We start from the raw sequence: 18,828 nt of genomic DNA, 5'->3' as shown, positions 1-18,828 counted from the left end.
CGTAACGCGATTGTCACAACGGAATCCGTCTTCCAGGAGATCAGATGCCACGAAATCAGTAGCCGAGGGCTTGCCTTGCCCGCGGGTGTCGGGTCAGGATGGGCGCATGAGCCCGGACTACGACCACCTGCAGCGCGCTGCCAAGGACCACCTGTGGATGCACTTCACCCAGCACGGGCGGTACGCGAGCGAGGACGTCCCCGTCATCGTCCGCGGTGAGGGCGCCTACATCTACGACATCCAGGGCCGTCGCTACCTCGACGGTCTCGCGGGCCTGTTCGTGAACCAGCTCGGCCACGGCCGCACCGAGCTCGCCGAGGCCGCCGCCGCGCAGGCCAAGGAGCTCGCCTTCCACCCGCTGTGGTCCTACGCCCACCCGGCCGCCATCGAGCTGGCCGAGAAGGTGGCGTCCTACGCGCCGGGCGACCTCAACCGCGTGTTCTTCACCAGCGGTGGCGGCGAGGCCGTCGAGTCCGCCTGGAAGCTCGCCAAGAACTACTTCAAGCTCACCGGCAAGCCGATGAAGCACAAGGTCATCAGCCGCGCGGTCGCCTACCACGGCACCACGCAGGGCGCGCTGTCCATCACCGGCCTCCCGGGCCTCAAGGCGCAGTTCGAGCCCCTGGTGCCCTCCACCTTCCGGGTGCCCAACACGAACGTCTACCGCGCCTCCGAGATCACCTCGGGCCTGCTGGACTCCTCCGACCCCGAGGCCTTCGGCCGCTGGGCCGCGGACCAGGTGGGCATCGCGATCGAGAACGAGGGCGCCGACACCGTCGCCGCCGTGTTCCTCGAGCCGGTGCAGAACGCCGGCGGCTGCTTCCCCCCGCCCCCGGGCTACTGGGAGCGCGTGCGCGAGATCTGCGACGAGCACGACGTGCTGCTGGTCTCGGACGAGGTCATCTGCGCCTACGGCCGCCTCGGCCACATGTTCGGCGCCGAGCGTTACGGCTACCAGCCCGACATCATCACCTCCGCCAAGGGCCTCACCTCCGGATACTCCCCGCTGGGCGCGATGATCGCCTCCGACCGGCTCATGGAGCCGTTCCTCCAGGGCACCGAGTCCTTCCTGCACGGCTACACGTTCGGTGGCCACCCGGTCTCCGCCGCCGTCGGCCTGCGCAACCTCCAGCTGTTCGAGGAGGAGAACGTCCTCGAGCACGTCCGCGAGAACGAGGCCACCTTCCGCGCCACGCTGGAGCGGCTGCGCGACCTGCCGATCGTCGGCGACGTCCGCGGTGACGGGTTCTTCTACGGCATCGAGCTCGTGAAGGACCAGGCCACCAAGGAGTCGTTCAGCGACGAGGAGTGCGAGCGCATCCTCTACGGCTTCGTCTCCAAGGAGCTCTACAACCAGGGCCTCTACTGCCGCGCCGACGACCGTGGCGACCCGGTCATCCAGCTCTCGCCGCCGCTCATCTGCGGCCCGGAGCAGTTCGACGAGATGGAGCAGATCCTGCGCTCCGTCCTCGACAAGGCCGGCTCGATGCTCTGAGCAGCCTCCCCGCCGCACGGCGGCCAGCACCACCCGGCGAGGGCCGGCCGCACCCGCGGCCGGCCCTCGCGGCGTCCACGGACCCCTGCACCGCGGCGCGCCACCTGAGGATCTGGGAAGCCTGGAGCGTCCGAAACTGAAGAAACCGCAGATCGGAAACACGATTGCAACGAAATCAGCACCCAGAGCCGTGGACTTCCTGCGATCCCGGCTGACAGACTCACCGCGATGACACGCCAGCCTCGCCACCCGGACCGGGCCGAGAAGACGCACGCCCTCGACGACGTCTCCAAGGCCATCATCGAGCAGCTCCAGCAGGACGGACGCCGCTCCTACGCCGCGATCGGCAAGGTCGTCGGGCTCTCGGAGGCTGCCGTCCGCCAGCGGGTGCAGCGGCTCGTCGAGTCCGGCGTCATGCAGGTCGTGGCCGTCACGGACCCCCTCCAGCTGGGCTTCGCCCGCACCGCCATGGTCGGCATCCGCTGCCAGGGCGCCCTCGAACCAGTGGCCGACGCGCTGGCCGAGATCGACGCGGTCGACTACGTCGTCATCACCGCCGGTTCCTTCGACCTGCTCGCCGAGGTCGTGGCCGAGAGCGACGAGGGCCTGCTGGACCTCGTCTCCCACGAGATCCGGTCCATCCCCGGCGTCACCTCCACGGAGACCTTCATGTACCTCCAGCTGCGCAAGCAGACCTACTCCTGGGGCGTCCGGTGAGCGCCACGGCGGCCACCACCGGCTACGCCGGGCTCTCGCTGTGGCACGACACCGCGGACGACGACTTCGCCCCGCGCCCTGGCCTGCCCGGCAACACCCAGGTCGACGTCGCGATCGTCGGCGGCGGCCTCACCGGCCTGTGGACGGCCTACTACCTGGCCGAGGCGGACCCGACCCTGCGGATCGTCGTGCTGGAGCGGGAGGTCACCGGGTTCGGCGCCTCCGGCCGCAACGGCGGCTGGTGCTCGGCACTCTTCCCGGCGTCCCTGGACTCCCTGGCGCGCTCCGCCGGCCGTGAGGCCGCCCTCGCCCAGCACCGCGCGATGCGCGCGACGGTGGACGAGGTGCTGCGCGTGGCCGAGGTCGAGGGGATCGACGCCCAGGCCACCAAGGGCGGGACGATCTCGCTGGTGCGCAACGCCGCCCAGCTCGCCCGCGCCCGCGCGGAGGTCGAGCACGCCCGCACCTGGCGCCGCGGCGAGGACGACGTCCGCCTGCTCGACGCGGCCGAGGCCACGTCCGTGCTGGCGGCGACCCACACCCTCGGCGCGACCTACACCCCCGACTGCGCCGTGCTGCACCCCGCCCGTCTCGTCCGCGGCCTGGCCCGCGCCGTGGAGGCCCGGGGCGTGACGATCCACGAGGGCACCGAGGCGCTCGCGATCGAGCAGGGCAAGGTCCGGACGAACCGGGGCACCGTGGCCGCCGACGTCGTCGTGCGCGCCACCGAGGCGTGGACCTCGCAGCTGCCGGGCAGCCGCCGCGCGGTGATCCCCGTCTACTCGCTCGTGATCGGCACCGAGCCGCTCCCCCAGGAGGTCTGGGACCGCATCGGGCTGGCCCGCCGGGAGACCTTCTCCGACCACCGCCACCTCATCATCTACGGCCAGCGCACCGCGGACGACCGGCTGGTCTTCGGCGGCCGCGGCGCCCCGTACCACCTCGGCTCCTCCATCCGCCCCGCGTTCGACCGCGACGAGCGCACCTACGCCCGCCTGTGGTCGAGCCTGGTGGAGATGTTCCCGGTGCTGCGCGGCCACCGGGTCACCCACCGCTGGGGCGGACCGCTGGGCATCGCGCGCGACTGGTGCGCCTCGGCCTCCTACGACCGCCGCACCGGGCTGGCGCAGGCCGGCGGGTACGTCGGCGACGGCCTGAGCACGACCAACCTCGCCGGCCGGACGCTGCGCGACCTCGTCCTCCAGCGCGACACCGAGCTCACCTCGCTGCCCTGGACCGGCCACGGCTCCCCCGACTGGGAGCCGGAGCCGCTGCGCTGGCTGGGGGTCAACGCGGGCCTCAACGTGACCAACCTGGCCGACGCCGAGGAGGCGCTCACGGGTCGTCCGTCCCTGCTCGCGCGGGCCATGGCGCCCCTCCTCGGCTAGGAGTCGTCCCTACCGTGGTCGGATTCGGACCGGCGCTGCCCACGTCGTCAGGGGACCGGCTACGGTGCCCTTCATGAGAAAGCTGGCGCTCGTGCGCCGCCCGGGCCCCCTGCTGGCCGACGGGATCGTCACCCACCTGGAGCGGACCGCCGTCGACCTCGACCTGGCGCGCCACCAGTGGGACGGGTACGTCGCGGCGCTGCGCCGCGAGGGCTGGCAGACCATCGAGGTGCCGCCCGCCGACTCCTGCCCCGACGCCGTGTTCGTCGAGGACACCGTCGTCGCGTTCCGCGACACCGCGATCATCTGCCGCCCGGGCCACTCCGCCCGCCGCCCGGAGACCTCGGGGACGGAGTCGACCCTGCGCGACCTCGGCTACCGGATCGCCCGCATCGAGTCCCCGCACTCCCTCGACGGCGGCGACGTGCTCAAGCAGGGCGACAGGCTCTACGTCGGCATCAGCGGCCGCACGAGCCGCGGCGCCATGGAGCAGATCCGGGAGCACCTGGCCGGCGAGGGCGCCGAGGTGGTCGGCGTCCCCCTGTCCAAGGTGCTCCACCTGAAGTCCGCGCTCACCGCGCTGCCCGACGGCACCGTCGTGGCCTGGGAGGAGGCGGTCGACGACCCGGCCGCCTGGGAGCCCTTCGTGCGCGTCGCCGAGCCCCACGGCTCCGCCGTGGTCTGCCTGGACGACGACACCGTGCTCATGTCGGCGTCCGCACCGCGCAGCCAGGAGATCGTCGCGGCGCGGGGCCTGCGCGTCGTCTCCGTCGACATCTCCGAGTTCGAGAAGCTCGAGGGCTGCGTGACCTGCCTGTCCGTGCGCCTGCGGGGCTGAGCCGCCCGCCGAGCCGTAAATCGGTTGCCCGACCCGGGGCGCGTCCACCACAGTGGGCGCGCCCCGGGCGGCACACGGCCACCCGACCGCGAGAGGAGCGTGACATGTCCATGACTGTCTCCGGCCTGCCTTCGAGCCAGACCTCCCTCTCGCGAAAGAGCACCTGCGTTGAGCACTCCCTCCCCCTCCTGGGGCGCCGGGTACCCCGGCACTGACAGCACGACCCACCCCACCCCTGCCCGGCCGGGCAGGGGCACGTCGTCGGACGACCTCGACCCGTCCTTCGTCTTCGACTTCCACGCCTCCGACGAGGTCGGCGACGGCCAGCGGTTCTCCACCTGGCTCTCGGTCGAGCCCACCTGCCGCGGCCCGCAGCCGCGCCCGGAGTGGCTCGTGACCTCCCAGGCCGCCGTCGACACCGACCTCGGCGTCCTCAAGACCGGCAAGGAGGCCGACGCGTTCCTGCTCGAGCGCGCCGTCCCCGGGTCCGACGCCCTGGGCGAGTCCGTCGTCATGGTCGCCAAGCGCTACCGCGACTCCGACCACCGCTCGTTCCAGCGGGCATCGACCTACACCGAGGGCCGCACCGTGCGGAACACGCGCGACATGCGGGCGCTGGCCAAGAAGTCCGCGCACGGACGCTCGGTGGCGGCCGGGCAGTGGGCGATGGCGGAGTGGGACGCCCTCGTCCGGCTCACCGGCCTCGGCCTGCCGGTCCCCTACCCCGTCCAGGTCGACGGCACCGAGCTCCTCATGGAGTGGATCACGGTGGAGGGCGAGGACGGCCCGGAGACCGCGCCGCGGCTGCAGGCGTCCCGGCCCGACCGCAGGGTGCTCGACGGCTGGTACGAGCAGCTGCGCGAGGCGATGGCGACGATGGTCGGCGCGGGCCTCGTCCACGGCGACCTCTCGCCCTACAACACCCTCGCCGCCGGCGAGCGGCTCGTCATCATCGACCTCCCCCAGGTCGTCGACCTCGTCGCCAACCCGGCGGGGTTCGACTTCCTGCTGCGCGACTGCACCAACATGTGCCGCTGGTTCGCGTCCAAGGGGCTCGAGGTCGACGGGCAGGACCTGTTCGACGAGCTCATGGCCCACGCCTTCTAGGCGTCCCGCGGGCGTCGGTCGGCCACCCCGCGGGGTGGCCGACCGACGGGCTAGCGTCGCGCTCGTGAGGCACACCCGCGGACGCACCGTCGACGTCACGTCCACCCACGACCTCCGGCGCCGGCTCGACGGCGGGGCACGCACGCTGTCGGGCTGGCGGCTCCGCGGGCTCGACCTCACCGGCCTCGGCCACCGCCTGCGGCGCGCGGACGTCGCGGGCGCCACCTTCCTCGGCTGCACCTTCGCCGAGGGCGACGCCGAGCACGTGGACGCCGCGGGCGCGCTGGTGCTCCCGGCCCTGCCGGACGTCCCGGTCGACGTGTACCGGGCCGGGCTCTACTCCGCCGACGAGCTCTACGACGCGCCGACCTGGGCCGACTCGCTCGACGGCCGGGCCTACGCCTGGAGCCAGGAGCAGGACCCGGCGGTGCTGCCCGAGGGCGCCACCACGCCACCGACGCTGGCGCGGGCCCTGCACGACCACGCCATCGACCTGGCGCTCGGCCGCTGGCGCGAGGGGCGCAGCCTCGTCGGCGTCATGGGCGGCCACCAGGCGACCCGCACCGACGAGCAGTACGCGGCCGCCGCCCGGCTGGGCCTGCTGCTCGCCACGGAGGGGGCGGACGAGGGTCACCCGCTGTCGGTCACCACCGGCGGCGGCCCGGGCGCGATGGAGGCGGCCAACCTGGGCGCGCGGCTCTCGGGCGGCGGGCGGGCGGCCGGGGAGGACGCACTGGCCGCGGCGCTCGGTCGGCTGGCCGTCGTCCCCACCTACCGGCCCTCCATCGACGCCTGGGCGATGGCGGCCCGCGACGTCCTGGCCGAGGCGCCCCCGGCGCCCGACGCCGGCACCCTCGGCATCCCGACCTGGCACTACGGCCACGAGCCGCCCAACCTGTTCGCCACCGCGATCGCCAAGTACTTCCGGAACGCCACCCGCGAGGCGATCCTGCTGGAGGTCTGCGACGCCGGGATCGTCTTCCTCCAGGGTGCCGGCGGCACGGTCCAGGAGGTCTTCCAGGACGCGTGCGAGAACTACTACGCCGACGAGGAGTCGGTCGCGCCGATGGTGCTCGTCGGGAGGCGCTACTGGACCGAGGAGCTGCCCGCGTGGCCGCTCCTGGCCGCGCTGGCCCGCGGGCGGGCGATGGAGGAGCACGTGCACCTCGTCGACGACGTCGAGGAGGCCGCGGCGATCGTCACCGGGGCGGGCCCCGGGGGCAGGGGAAGCGAGGGCTAGGCAGCCGCGCGCACGCGCCGCTCGGCGGCGGCCCGGGCGGTGACGACGGCCCGGTAGTGGCCCACGAGCGCCTCGTTCACCGCGCGCCACGTGCGGCCCTCGACGGCCCGCCGCGCCTGGGCCCCCAGGCGCGCCCGGAGCCCGGGGTCGTCGAGCAGCCGCCCGACGTGCGCGGCCAGCTCGTCGGCGTCCCCGGGGGTGAACAGGTAGCCGCCGACGCCGTCGGGGACGACGTCCACGGGCCCGCCCTGCCGGGGGGCGACCACGGGCACCCCCGAGGCGAGCGCCTCCTGCGCGGACTGGCAGTAGGTCTCGTGTCGGCCGGTGTGGACGAACACGTCGAGGCTCGCGTGCGCCCGGGAGAGGTCCGCACCGTGCAGGACGCCGAGGAAGCGGGCGTCCGGCAGCAGGCCGCGCAGGCGCTCCTCGTCCGGGCCTCCCCCGACGATCACGAGCCGCACCCGCGGGTCGGCGTGCAGCCCCACGAGCAGGTCGAGCTCCTTCTCCGAGGCCAGCCGGCCGACGTAGCCGACCAGCGCCCGGCCGTCGGGGGCGAGCTCGCGGCGCCAGGCCGCGTCCCGGTGGCCGGGGTGGAAGGAGACGGCGTCGACGCCGCGCGGCCAGCGGTAGGTCTCGGGCACGTCGAGCGCTTCCAGCTGGGCCAGCGAGGCCGTGGAGGGTGCCAGCGTGCGGTCGACGCGCGTGTGGATGCGCCGGGTCAGGGCCGCCATCGCGCGGCCGCCGGCGCCCTTCACGTAGCGGTCGGCGAAGCTGACCATGTCCGTCTGGTAGATCGCCACCGACGGGATGCCCATCTGGGCCGCCGCCAGCGCGGCCTGGTGGCCGAGGGTGGCGGGCGAGGCGATGTGGACGACGTCCGGCCGGAACCGCGCCATCACCTGGCGCAGGCGGCGGCGTGTCTCCAGCCCCAGCCGGAACGACGGGTACCAGGGCAGCGCGGTGGAGAACGCCTGGGTCACCGGGAAGCCCGCGTACGTCGCGGGGCCGCTGGGCGCGACGAGCTCGGCGACGTGACCCTCCTCCGCGAGGTGCTCCAGCACCCGGCGGACGGAGTTCGTGACGCCGTTGACCGCCGGCAGGAAGGACTCGGTCACGACCAGGACCCGGAGGCGGTCCGTGGCGGCCGGCGGGGTGACGGGGGCCAGGGGGTGGCCGGGGGTGTGGTCCAGGGGGTGGCCGGGGTGCGAGGGCTGGTGCGCCGTCAGCAGGCTCATGTGGCTCAGCCTGGGACGCCCGGCGTACGGGCCGAGGAAGGCCGGGGGCGGAGTCGCCGACGGGTGGGTGAACAGCGTCCGAACCGGTTCGCCGGGCCGGGTCGGGCAGGTCGATCGGGTCAGGCCGGGCGAGTCAGGCCTCGGAGGCGGCCAGCTGGCCGCAGGCGCCGTCGATCTCCTGCCCACGGGTGTCGCGGACGGTCGCGGGGATGCCGCGGGCCTCGAGGCGACGCACGAACTCGGCCTCGTCCTTCGGGTCCGAGGCCGTCCACTTCGAGCCGGGCGTCGGGTTGAGCGGGATGAGGTTGACGTGCACCCAGCCCCAGTCGCGCTCGCCCGTGTCCCCGTAGAGGACGTCGGCCAGCAGGTCGGCCCGCCAGGCCTGGTCGTTGATGCCGGCCATCATCGCGTACTCGATGGAGACGCGGCGCTTGGTGGCCTGGGCGTACTCCCAGGCGGCCTGGACGGTCTCGGCCACGGAGAAGCGGGTGTTGATCGGGACGAGCTCGTTGCGCAGCTCGTCGTCCGGCGCGTGCAGGCTGAGCGCGAGGGTGACGGGCACGCCCTCGTCCTTGAGCTGGCGGATCCGCGGGACGAGGCCGACCGTGGAGACCGTGACGCCGCGGGCGGACATGCCGAGGCCGTCGGGGGCGGGGTCGGTGAGGCGGCGGACGGCGCCGACGACGGCCTTGTAGTTGGCCAGCGGCTCGCCCATGCCCATGAACACGACGTTGTTGACCCGGCCGGGGCCGCCCGGCACCTCGCCGCGCGCCAGGCTGCGGGCGCCCGCCATGACCTGCTCGACGATCTCGGCGGTCGACATGTTGCGCTGGAGACCGCCCTGGCCGGTGGCGCAGAACGGGCAGGCCATGCCGCAGCCGGCCTGCGAGGAGACGCACATGGTGGTGCGGCCGGGGTAGCGCATGAGCACCGACTCCACGAGCGCGCCGTCGAAGAGCCGCCACAGCGTCTTGCGGGTGGTGCCCTTGTCGGCGGTCTGGGTGCGCAGGTTGGTCATCAGGCTCGGCAGCAGCGTGCTGACGAGCTGGTCGCGCTGGCCGGCGGGCAGGTCCGTCATCTCGGCGGGGTCGTCGACCAGCCGGGAGAAGTAGTGCGTGGAGAGCTGCTTTGCGCGGAAGCCGGGCAGGCCGTTGTCCTCGAGCAGCTTCTTGCGACCGGCGGGGTCGAGGTCGGCCAGGTGGGCCGGCGGCTTGCCCCGGCCCCGGGGCGCCTCGAAGACCAGCGGCAGCGCCTTCTCCCCACCCGTGGGCTGGGGCGGCAGCTTCGCGGCGATCTCGGCGTCGATCGCCGCCTCCCGCTGGGCCTCGCTCTGGGCCTCGCTCAGGGCCTCGCTCTGGGCGTCCGTGCGCGGCAGGGCCGCCAGGTCGGCGTTCTCGTCCGGGGAGTCCTGGGCGTCGGTGGCGACGGGCTGCTGGTCAGTCATGGCCCGTCCAGTCTGGCACCGCGTGACGGTGCTGGCGAAACCCCCGCCGGGGCGGGGGCGTCCCCGCTCAGGTCAGCGGGACGACGTCGGCCGCGCCGAGCCGGGCCGCGTCGGCCGTGGCGTCGTCCGGCATGGTCTGGCTCTCCCGCTCCGCCGCCACCCGCTTGAGGTAGTGCTCGATCTCCAGCGCCGTCTGCTCCTCGCTCCAGCCGAGCACCGGCGCGACCAGCGCGGCGGCCTCCTGGGCGACCCCCGTGCCGCGGTCGAACGTCTCGATGGAGATCCGGGTGCGCCGGGTGAGCAGGTCGTCCAGGTGACGCGCGCCCTCGTGGCTGGCCGCGTAGACGATCTCGGCGCGCAGGTAGTCGCCCGTGCCGCCGAGGGGGCGGCCCAGGTCGGCGTCGGCGTCGACCAGCGCGAGCACCTCGTGGACCAGCGAGCCGTACCGCTTCAGCAGGTGCTCGATCCACACCTCGTGCAGCCCGTGGCGCCGCGCCAGCACGTGCCGGGAGTTCCACAGCGCCCGGTAGCCCTCGGCCCCCAGCAGCGGGACGTCCTCGGTGGTCGAGCGCGGGACGCTGCGGTCGAAGTGGTCGGCGAGGCCGAAGACGGCCTCGTCCACGGCGTCCTTCGCCATCACGCGGTAGGTCGTGTACTTGCCCCCCGCCACCACGACCAGGCCGGGCACGGGGTGGCCGACGGCGTGCTCGCGGGAGAGCTGGGACGTGGCCTCGGACTCCCCCTTGAGCAGCGGGCGCAGCCCGGCGTAGACGCCCTCGACGTCCTCCCTGGTCAGGGGCGTCTCGAGGACCTCGTTGACGTGCTCGAGCAGGTAGTCGATGTCCGCCTGGGACGCCGCGGGGTGGGACTTGTCGAGCGTCCAGTCGGTGTCCGTCGTCCCGATGATCCAGTGCCGGCCCCACGGGATGACGAAGAGCACCGACTTCTCGGTGCGCAGGATGAGGCCGACCTCGGAGCGGATGCGGTCCTTGGGGACGACGAGGTGGATGCCCTTCGACGCGCGGACGTGGAACTGCCCGCGCGCCCCGCCGAGGGACTGCGTCTCGTCGGTCCACACCCCCGTGGCGTTGAGCACCTGTCGGGCCCGGATGGTGAGGTCCTCCCCCGACTCCAGGTCCCGGACCACCGCGCCGGTGACCCGCTCGCCCTCCCGCAGCAGCTCCACCACGCGCGCCCGGGAGGCCACGTCGGCGCCGTAGGAGGCGGCGGTGCGGGCCAGGAACATCGTGTGCCGGGCGTCGTCGACCTGGGCGTCGTAGTACTGCAGCGCGCCGACCAGGGCGTCCTTGCGCAGGGACGGCACCTTCTTCAGCGCCCCCCGCCGGGTCAGGTGCTGGTGCACGGGGACGCCCGTGCGACCCGCGGCCCGCGCCATCACGTCGTAGAGGAGCACGCCGGTGCCCGCGTAGAGCCGCTCCCAGCCCTTGCCCTGCAGCGGGTAGAGGAACGGGACGGGGTGCACCAGGTGGGGAGCGAGCTTCTGCAGCAGCAGGCCGCGCTCCTTCAGCGCCTCCGCCACCAGCCGGAAGTCGAGCATCTCCAGGTAGCGCAGACCGCCGTGGACGAGCTTGGAGGAGCGGCTGGACGTGCCCGAGGCGAAGTCGCGCGCCTCGACCAGGCCGACGCGCAGGCCGCGGGTCGCGGCGTCCAGGGCCGAGCCGGCGCCCACCACCCCGCCGCCGATCACGAGGATGTCCAGCTCCTCGGAGGCCATCGCTCGCAGCGACTGGGCGCGGTGCTCGGGGGACAGCGCTAGGGCTCGCATGGGTTCACTCTCTCTCGCAGGGTCGGGGTGGCTGCGGGCGGGTGGTCAGTCCTCGATCTCGACCCAGTCGAGCGTGCGACGGACGGCCTTGCCCCACTGACGGTAGCCGCGTTCGCGTCGCTCCTCGTCCCAGGCGGGGCTCCAGCGCCGTCCCTCCGCCCAGTTGGCGCGCAGCTCGTCGGTCGAGGACCAGAAGCCGACCGCCAGGCCCGCCGCGTACGCCGCGCCCAGGCAGGTCGTCTCGGCCACGACGGGCCGCACGACGTCCACGCCCAGGACGTCCGCCTGGATCTGCATGCACAGCTCGTTGGCCGTGACGCCGCCGTCGACCTTGAGCACCTCCAGCGGGACGCCGGAGTCCTTCGCCATCGCGTCGGCGACGTCGCGCGACTGGTAGCAGATCGCCTCGAGCGTGGCCCGCGCGACGTGGGCGTTGGTGTTGTAGCGGGAGAGGCCGACGATCGCGCCGCGGGCGTCCGAGCGCCAGTACGGCGCGAAGAGGCCGGAGAACGCGGGGACGAAGTAGACCCCGCCGTTGTCCTCCACCTGCCGCGCCAGCGCCTCGGACTGCGCCGCTCCCGAGATGATGCCGAGCTGGTCGCGCAGCCACTGCACGGCCGAGCCGGTGACGGCGATGGAGCCCTCGAGCGCGTAGACGGTGGGGGCGTCGCCGAAGCGGTAGGCCACCGTCGTGAGCAGCCCGGAGGTCGAGCGGACGATCTCGGTACCCGTGTTGAGGAGCATGAAGTTGCCCGTGCCGTAGGTGTTCTTGGCCTCCCCCGGCTCGAAGCAGACCTGCCCGACGGTGGCCGCCTGCTGGTCGCCCAGGATGCCGGTGATCGGCACCTCCCCCGCGAACGGCCCGTGGGCGTCGGTGACGCCGTAGCCGCCCGGCTCGGAGGAGGACCGGATCTCGGGCAGCATCCGGCGGGGCACGCCGAGGACCTCGAGCAGCTCGTCGTCCCAGGCGCACGTCTCGAGGTCCATGAGCATGGTGCGGCTGGCGTTGGTGACGTCCGTGACGTGGACGCCGCCCTCGGGGCCGCCCGTGAGGTTCCAGATCAGCCAGGAGTCCGTCGTCCCGAAGAGGGCGTCCCCGGCCTCCGCCGCCTCGCGCAGGCCCTCGACGTGGTCCAGCAGCCAGCGGATCTTGCCGCCGGAGAAGTAGGGGCTCGGGGTGAGACCGGTGCGGTGGCGGATCAGGTCGCCGTGGCCGTCGCGCTCGAGCCGCTGGGCGAGGGCGTCGGTGCGCGTGTCCTGCCAGACGATCGCGTTGTGGAACGGGCGGCCCGTGCGGCGGTCCCAGACCACGGTGGTCTCCCGCTGGTTGGTCACGCCGACGGCGGCCAGGTCGGCAGCGGTGATGCCCGCCCGGCTCATCGCCGTCTGGATCACCGACCGGCTGCGCTCCCAGATCTCCACCGGGTCGTGCTCGACCCAGCCGGCGCGCGGCATGACCTGGGTGTGCTCCAGCTGGTGCCGGGCCACCTCGCGACCGTCGTGGTCGAAGATCATGAACCGGGTGCTCGTCGTGCCCTGGTCGACGGCTCCGACGTACCTCGTCACGGCGCTGCTCCTTCCCTCCGCCGGACGGCGTCGTCCGGCGTCGCGTGGCTGCGGTGCACGACCGCAGGGGTCAGCCACCGACTCTGGTGCACGCAGGCCCGGTTCGCCAGTACCCGGGGCGCCAGGAGCCGGAGCCCCGCGGGGAGCGCGCGACGCGCAGGCGGGTCAGAGACCGCGTTCGTAGAGGACGTAGAGGGTGACCCCGCCGGCGATCGCCACCACGAGCGCGGTGGAGAAGATGCCGAGCAGCATGTACCGGGCGAACCGGCGGGTGAGCCGCGGGACCAGGAGGCCGATCGGCACGACGAACGCCAGGAGCACGAACGGGAACGCGGACGCCGCGGTGGACCGGTCGGTGACCAGGGAGAGCACGCCCGCGTACGCGCCGGGGACGACGAGCACGAACACCAGGCCGGTGTAGAAGCCGACCAGGGCGGCGAACGTGGGGTGTCCGCGGCGCCACCAGCCGACGTGCGGGTCCTCCTCCGCCCCACCGGTGTCGTCCGGGGTCCGATCGTCGCTCGGGGTGAGGACCTCGGAGGACTCGTCCACCGCGGGCTGCTGGGAGGTCTCGGGCGCGCCCGCGTCCGTGTCGTCAGCCGTGGCGGCCGTGTCGGCCGTGTCGGGCCCGACGCTGCCGGCCTGCTCGGGGGTGACGGTGCCGGCGGCGTCGGCGGGGGGCTCGACGGGGGATGCCTCGGTCTGCGACATGGCGGCATTCTCCCACGCCGTGCCGCGCACCCACGGCGGCGCGACTGTCCGGAACCTGTGCAGCGAGCATGAGGTCGGTCTCGACTCGGCGAGTCTTTACGACAGATGTAGCGCTACCCGGCACGGGCGTGGCGCCGCGCGACCGTCCTCACGGCAGGGGGAGCGAGTGGACGTCCGGGAACCCCCACGCCCGCCACTCCCCCGGTGTCGGCTCGGTGCCCCGCACGGCCGCCTCGAGGACCGTCCACGCCAGGCCGTGCCCCACCAGCACCAGGTCGCGCCCCGGATGCTCGGCGCGCAGCGCGTCCACCGTCGCCACGAGCCGCGCGCGCAGGTCGGCCACCGGCTCCCAGCCGGGCCGGGCCGGCACGGACGGCCGGGCGAGCGCGTCGGCCACCGCGGCGTCCAGGCCCTCGGGGAGCCAGGTGCGGCCGCGCTGCTCGACGAGGGACGGCAGCACCCCGACGTCCCCGTCGGTGAGGAGCTGCGCCGTCTCCACCGCCTTCCGCTCGGGCGAGCACGCCCAGAACGCCCGGGATGACGCCCGGGGTGACGATCGGGGTGACAGGACGTCGCGCAGCGCCCAGACCTCGTCGAACGCGGCCGGGTCCAGCTCCCAGGCCGACGGCGGCAGCGCGGGGTCGACCAGCGGCCGGCCGTGCCGGACGAGCGTCAGCGTGACCACGGGCGACCGGCGCCGGCTCAGTGGAAGACGAGGTGGTGCAGGAGCAGCCAGATCGGGGCGATCGTGGCCAGCAGCGAGTCGAGGCGGTCCATCAGGCCGCCGTGACCCGGGATGACCTGGCTCATGTCCTTGATCCCCAGGTCCCGCTTCATCACCGACTCGCACAGGTCGCCGAGCGTGGCCATCACGGCCGCGATGACGCCCAGCGCGATGCCGACCCACCACGGGCCGTCCAGCAGCAGGACCACCAGCGCGATGCCGGAGCCGATCGTGAAGACCAGCGACCCGGCGAAGCCCTCCCACGACTTCTTGGGCGAGATGACCGGCGCCATGGGGTGACGCCCGAAGAGGACCCCCGCGGTGTAGCCGCCGATGTCGGAGGCGATCGTCACCAGGATGAACACGATGATCCCGCGGACACCCAGGTCGTCCAGCCCCCCGCCCGTGCGCCCGCCCTCGGAGAGCAGCAGGGCCACGAAGGAGCCGAGCAGCGGCACGTAGACCAGCGTGAACAGCGCCGCGGTGGCGTTGAGGACGTAGCCCTCGATCCCGCGGCGCAGCAGCCACAGCATGATCACCAGGCCGGTCACCGCGGTGGCGGTCACGAGGGCGTCGCTGCCCCACAGGTAGGCGACGAGGACCATCGCCCCGCCGCCGATCATGAGCGGCTCCTCGGGCAGGTCGATGCCCTTGACCGCGAACCCACGGCCCAGCTCCCACACCGCCACGACGACCGCCGCGACGACGATCAGCATGAACGCTGCCTTCCAGAACAGCAGCGTGACCGCGATCGCCGCCAGGAGGACCGCGGCGGAGGTGAACGCGGCCTTGAGGTCGCGTCCGGCGCGGCCGTGGTCCTTGGCGGGCGGTGCGGCGGGAGGAGTCTGAGCCATGAGCATCGGCTGGGGAGGTCCTCAGACCTCCAGCAGCTCGGCCTCCTTGGCCTTCAGCATCTCGTCGATGTGGTCGACGTGCTTCTTGGTGAGCGCGTCGAGCTGCTTCTCGGCGGCGGCCACCTCGTCGGCGCCGGCCTCGCCGTCCTTGTCGAGCTTCTCCAGGGCCTGCTTGGCCGAGCGCCGCGTGTTGCGGACGGCCACGCGGCCCTCCTCCGCCTTGGTGCGGGCGACCTTCACGTACTCCTTGCGGCGCTCCTCGGTGAGCTCCGGGAAGACGCAGCGGATGACCTTGCCGTCGTCGGCGGGGTTGACGCCGAGGTCGGACTCGCGGATGGCCTTCTCGATGTTCTTCATCGCGCCCTGGTCGAACGGGGAGATGAGGATGACGCGCGGCTCGGGCGCCGTGAAGGACGCGAGCTGCTGCAGCGGCGTGGGCGAGCCGTAGTACTCGACCACGATCTTGTTGAACATCGACGGGTGGGCGCGGCCGGCGCGGATGGCGGCGAACTCCTCGCGCGTCGCCCCGACGGACTTGTCCATCTTGTCCTCGGCCTCGAGGAGGGTCTCGTCGATCACGGGTGCTCCTTGTTCTCTCGCGGAGCCCTCGTGGGTCCTCCGCGTGGTGGTCTGGGTGCGGGTGCGGCGTGCCGTCGGGTGGGCGTCGGCCTCAGCCGGAGACGACCCGCGTCCCGATCCTCTCACCCTTGAGCACGCGGGGGATGTTGCCCTCCGGCTCCATGCCGAAGACCACCATCGGGAGGTCGTTCTCGGCGCACAGGGTGAAGGCGGTCTGGTCGACGACCGCGAGGCCGCGGGTGATGCACTCGTCGTAGGTGATCTCGTCGAACTTCTTCGCCTCGGGGTTGGTCCGCGGGTCGGCGTCGTAGACGCCGTCCACCCCGGACTTGGCGAAGAACACGGCGTCGCACTTGGACTCCAGCGCACGCTGGACGGCGACGGTGTCGGTGGAGAAGAACGGCATGCCCATGCCGGCGCCGAAGATGACGACGCGGCCCTTCTCCATGTGCCGGATGGCGCGGCGCGGGATGTAGGGCTCGGCGACCTGGCCCATGGTGATGGCCGTCTGGACGCGGGTCTCCACGCCCAGCTTCTCCAGGAAGTCCTGGAGGGCGAGGCAGTTCATGACGATGCCGAGCATGCCCATGTAGTCGGCACGCACGCGGTCCATGCCCCGGTGCTGGAGCTCGGCGCCTCGGAAGAAGTTGCCGCCGCCGGTGACCACGGCCACCTGGACACCGGAACGGGCTACCTCCGCCACGTCCCGGGCGATCGTGGCGACGACGTCGGGGTCGACGCCGACGCGGCCGCCGCCGAACACCTCGCCGGACAGCTTGAGAAGGACGCGCTGGTACTCGGGCAAGAAGGTCTCCAGGTCTCGCGAGTGGTGCTGGTGGGGGGCTGTCCACCGCCGCGGTCACGCCGGTGGCCCGGTCGCCCAACCTAGCCGATGAACGCCGCGAGCCGGCACTCCGGGGCGACTGCCCAGGGGTGCCGGCTCGCGGCTGTCAGCATCGGGCGCGGGGCCCGGGGCGACGAGTGTCGTCAGACGCTCAGGCGCCGACCTCGAAGCGGGCGAAGCCAGAGACCTCGGTGCCCGCAGCGTCCAGGACCTGCTTGACCGACTTCTTGTTCTCGGTCACCGACGGCTGCTCGAGGAGGACGACCTCCTTGAAGAAGCCGCCGAGGCGACCCTCGGTGATCTTGGCGATGGCAGCCTCGGGCTTGCCCTCCTCGCGCGACTTCTGCTCGGCGATGGAGCGCTCCTTCTCGACGATGTCCGCGGGGACCTCGTCGCGGGTCAGCCACTGCGGGCGCATCGCGGCGATCTGCATCGCGGCGGCACGCGCGGCGTCGGCGTCACCGGTGTAGGAGACGAGCACGCCGACGGCCGGCGGGAGGTCGGCGGCACGCTTGTGCATGTAGGCGACGACCGGACCGTCGAAGTAGGCCACGCGGCCCAGCTCGATCTTCTCGCCGATGGTGATCGCGAGGTCCTCGACGACCGAGCCGATCGTCTTGCCGTCGAGCTCGACGGCCTTGAGGGTCTCGGCGTCGCCGGCCTGGGCGGCAGCGGCGGCGTCGGCGATCTTCTGGGCGGCGGCGATGAAGGGCTCGCCCTTGGCGACGAAGTCGGTCTCGCACTTGAGCTCGACCAGCGAGCCGCCGGAGGTGGCGACGAGGCCGGCAGCGGCCTCGCGCTCGGCGCCGCGCTGGGCGGCCTTGGCGGCACCCTTGACGCGGAGCAGCTCGACAGCCTTGTCGAAGTCGCCGTCGGTCTCGGTGAGCGCCTTCTTGCAGTCCATCATCCCGGCGCTGGTGAGCTCACGGAGCTTCTTGACGTCCGCCGCGGTGAAGTTGGCCATGGTGGGGTTCCCGTCCTGTTGGAGAGGTGGCGTGGGTGGAAGCAGGGTCGCCGCCGCCCGTGGGCAGGAACCCACGGGCGGCGGCGGAGGTGGCTCAGGCCGTGGCGTCCTCGGCGGCGGCCGGGGCGGCCTCCGCGGGGGCCTCGGCAGCAGCCTCGGCGGGCGCCTCGGCGGCGGGGGCCTCGGCAGCGGCCTCGGCCGGCTTCTCGGCCTCACCGGTGAGGAGCTCGCGCTCCCACTCGGCCAGGGGCTCCTCGGCGCCGGACTCGGCGGCAGCCTTCCCGCCGGAGCGGGAGATGAGGCCGTCGGCGACGGCGTCGGCGATCACGCGGGTCAGCAGGCCGACGGCGCGGATGGCGTCGTCGTTGCCCGGGATCGGGAAGTCGACCTCGTCGGGGTCGCAGTTGGTGTCCAGGATGCCGATGATCGGGATCCGGAGCTTGCGAGCCTCCTCGACGGCCAGGTGCTCCTTCTTGGTGTCGACGATCCACACCGCGGAGGGGACCTTGGTCATCTCGCGGATGCCGCCCAGGGTCTTGTCGAGCTTGTCGCGCTCGCGCTTCATCTGGAGGAGCTCCTTCTTCGTGCGGCCGGAGCCGGCCACGTCGTCGAAGTCGAGCTCGTCCAGCTCCTTGAGGCGCTGGATGCGCTGGTGCACGGTCTGGAAGTTGGTGAGCATGCCGCCCAGCCAGCGCTGGTTGACGTAGGGCATGCCGACGCGGGTCGCCTGCTCGGCGATCGCCTCCTGGGCCTGCTTCTTCGTGCCGACGAACATCACGGTGCCGCCCTTGGCGACGGTCTCCTTGATGAACGCGTACGAGCGGTCGATGTAGGACAGCGACTGCTGCAGGTCGATGATGTAGATGCCGTTGCGCTCGGTCATGATGAAGCGCTTCATCTTGGGGTTCCAGCGACGGGTCTGGTGCCCGAAGTGGACGCCGCTCTCGAGGAGCTGGCGCATGGTCACGACTGCCATGGTGATTCTCTCCTGTGGGTCCCGTCCTCGTGCGCGCGCCCTTGCCGAGCCCCCTCCCGAGGGCCAGGACGCACCGGGGACGGTCCCGGTCGTTGTGGTTGTCGTGCGGCGGCAGGCGCCCCGCACCCTGACGCCCGCGTGCCGTCCCACCTCCCCGCCGAGGCGGTGAGGACCGAGGTCCGGCACCCGTGCCGGACCACCCGTGAGGGCGGCGCCTGCGCGGAGTGCGGGCGTGCGTAGTCAGTCCTGGCGGACTGCACCGGAAAGAGTACGCGCTCCGTGCCTGGTCAGACCAATCCGTCGGACGCCGGGCCGGGTACCCGGGCCGGAGCCCTCCACAGCCTGCCACCGCGGGCCGTC

17 protein-coding genes are annotated in these 18,828 nt (G+C 73.0%); 6 read left to right on the top strand and 11 right to left on the bottom strand.

Annotated features, from left to right (window positions below; genetic code table 11):
- The first annotated feature begins 106 nt into the window (after positions 1-106).
- The 6 genes from E8D37_RS13565 (at position 107) to E8D37_RS13540 (ending at position 6,785) form a co-directional block, all read left to right on the top strand.
- The gene (locus E8D37_RS13565) at positions 107-1,495 is read left to right on the top strand and encodes an aspartate aminotransferase family protein (RefSeq protein WP_136570304.1); all 1,389 of its coding nucleotides are present in this window, start codon (positions 107-109) and stop codon (positions 1,493-1,495) included.
- A 228-nt stretch (positions 1,496-1,723) separates the two neighbouring features.
- Positions 1,724-2,212: an Lrp/AsnC family transcriptional regulator gene (locus E8D37_RS13560; RefSeq protein ID WP_136570303.1), complete on the top strand. Its 489-nt coding sequence runs from the start codon at positions 1,724-1,726 to the stop codon at positions 2,210-2,212.
- A complete protein-coding gene (locus E8D37_RS13555; protein ID WP_206055747.1) occupies positions 2,209-3,600 on the top strand; it encodes an FAD-binding oxidoreductase in 1,392 nt (463 codons plus the stop codon). Before E8D37_RS13560 ends, E8D37_RS13555 begins: the two co-directional genes overlap by 4 nt.
- Positions 3,601-3,673: 73 nt before the next feature.
- A complete protein-coding gene (gene ddaH / locus E8D37_RS13550; RefSeq protein WP_136570302.1) occupies positions 3,674-4,438 on the top strand; it encodes a dimethylargininase in 765 nt (254 codons plus the stop codon).
- A gap of 168 nt (positions 4,439-4,606) precedes the next feature.
- A complete protein-coding gene (locus E8D37_RS13545; protein WP_136570301.1) occupies positions 4,607-5,545 on the top strand; it encodes an RIO1 family regulatory kinase/ATPase in 939 nt (312 codons plus the stop codon).
- 64 nt (positions 5,546-5,609) lie between these two features.
- Entirely contained in the window at positions 5,610-6,785 is a 1,176-nt protein-coding gene (locus E8D37_RS13540) for a Rossmann fold nucleotide-binding protein (RefSeq protein ID WP_136570300.1), read from the top strand.
- Here E8D37_RS13540 and E8D37_RS13535 read toward each other — a convergent pair.
- The 11 genes from E8D37_RS13535 to rpsB all read right to left on the bottom strand — a co-directional run bounded on the left by E8D37_RS13535 (position 6,782) and on the right by rpsB (position 18,468).
- Complete coding sequence (locus E8D37_RS13535; protein ID WP_136570299.1) at positions 6,782-8,020, bottom strand: glycosyltransferase family 1 protein; 1,239 nt, start codon at positions 8,018-8,020, stop codon at positions 6,782-6,784. The genes E8D37_RS13540 and E8D37_RS13535 overlap by 4 nt on opposite strands.
- 133 nt (positions 8,021-8,153) lie before the next feature.
- Positions 8,154-9,464 (bottom strand): 23S rRNA (adenine(2503)-C(2))-methyltransferase RlmN, encoded by a 1,311-nt coding sequence (gene rlmN / locus E8D37_RS13530; RefSeq protein ID WP_240770419.1) that lies wholly within the window; start codon positions 9,462-9,464, stop codon positions 8,154-8,156.
- 67 nt (positions 9,465-9,531) lie between these two features.
- The gene (locus tag E8D37_RS13525) at positions 9,532-11,250 is read right to left on the bottom strand and encodes a glycerol-3-phosphate dehydrogenase/oxidase (protein WP_136570298.1); all 1,719 of its coding nucleotides are present in this window, start codon (positions 11,248-11,250) and stop codon (positions 9,532-9,534) included.
- Between the two features lie 45 nt (positions 11,251-11,295).
- Entirely contained in the window at positions 11,296-12,816 is a 1,521-nt protein-coding gene (glpK, locus tag E8D37_RS13520; RefSeq protein WP_136570297.1) for a glycerol kinase GlpK, read from the bottom strand.
- Between the two features lie 165 nt (positions 12,817-12,981).
- The gene (locus E8D37_RS20120; protein ID WP_206055746.1) at positions 12,982-13,527 is read right to left on the bottom strand and encodes a hypothetical protein; all 546 of its coding nucleotides are present in this window, start codon (positions 13,525-13,527) and stop codon (positions 12,982-12,984) included.
- A 148-nt stretch (positions 13,528-13,675) separates the two neighbouring features.
- Positions 13,676-14,212: a histidine phosphatase family protein gene (locus E8D37_RS13510; RefSeq protein WP_168929752.1), complete on the bottom strand. Its 537-nt coding sequence runs from the start codon at positions 14,210-14,212 to the stop codon at positions 13,676-13,678.
- A 17-nt stretch (positions 14,213-14,229) separates the two neighbouring features.
- Positions 14,230-15,105, bottom strand: a complete 876-nt coding sequence (locus tag E8D37_RS13505; protein WP_240770418.1) for a phosphatidate cytidylyltransferase — start codon at positions 15,103-15,105, stop codon at positions 14,230-14,232.
- 21 nt (positions 15,106-15,126) lie between these two features.
- Complete coding sequence (gene frr / locus E8D37_RS13500) at positions 15,127-15,681, bottom strand: ribosome recycling factor (RefSeq protein ID WP_206055763.1); 555 nt, start codon at positions 15,679-15,681, stop codon at positions 15,127-15,129.
- 94 nt (positions 15,682-15,775) lie between these two features.
- Positions 15,776-16,489 (bottom strand): UMP kinase, encoded by a 714-nt coding sequence (pyrH, locus tag E8D37_RS13495; protein WP_136570293.1) that lies wholly within the window; start codon positions 16,487-16,489, stop codon positions 15,776-15,778.
- Positions 16,490-16,679: 190 nt separating this feature from the next.
- Entirely contained in the window at positions 16,680-17,492 is an 813-nt protein-coding gene (gene tsf / locus E8D37_RS13490) for a translation elongation factor Ts (protein WP_136570292.1), read from the bottom strand.
- A gap of 94 nt (positions 17,493-17,586) precedes the next feature.
- Positions 17,587-18,468 carry a 30S ribosomal protein S2 gene (gene rpsB / locus E8D37_RS13485; RefSeq protein ID WP_136570291.1) on the bottom strand — a complete coding sequence of 294 codons (882 nt, stop codon included), beginning with the start codon at positions 18,466-18,468 and terminating at the stop codon, positions 17,587-17,589.
- Positions 18,469-18,828: the final 360 nt, after the last annotated feature.

Origin of the sequence: Nocardioides sp. GY 10127, assembly GCF_004919085.1 — a bacterium.
GTDB lineage: Bacteria > Actinomycetota > Actinomycetes > Propionibacteriales > Nocardioidaceae > Nocardioides.
The sequence above is the reverse complement of the archived record's forward strand: the minus strand, read 5'-3'. Positions and strand labels throughout refer to the sequence as shown.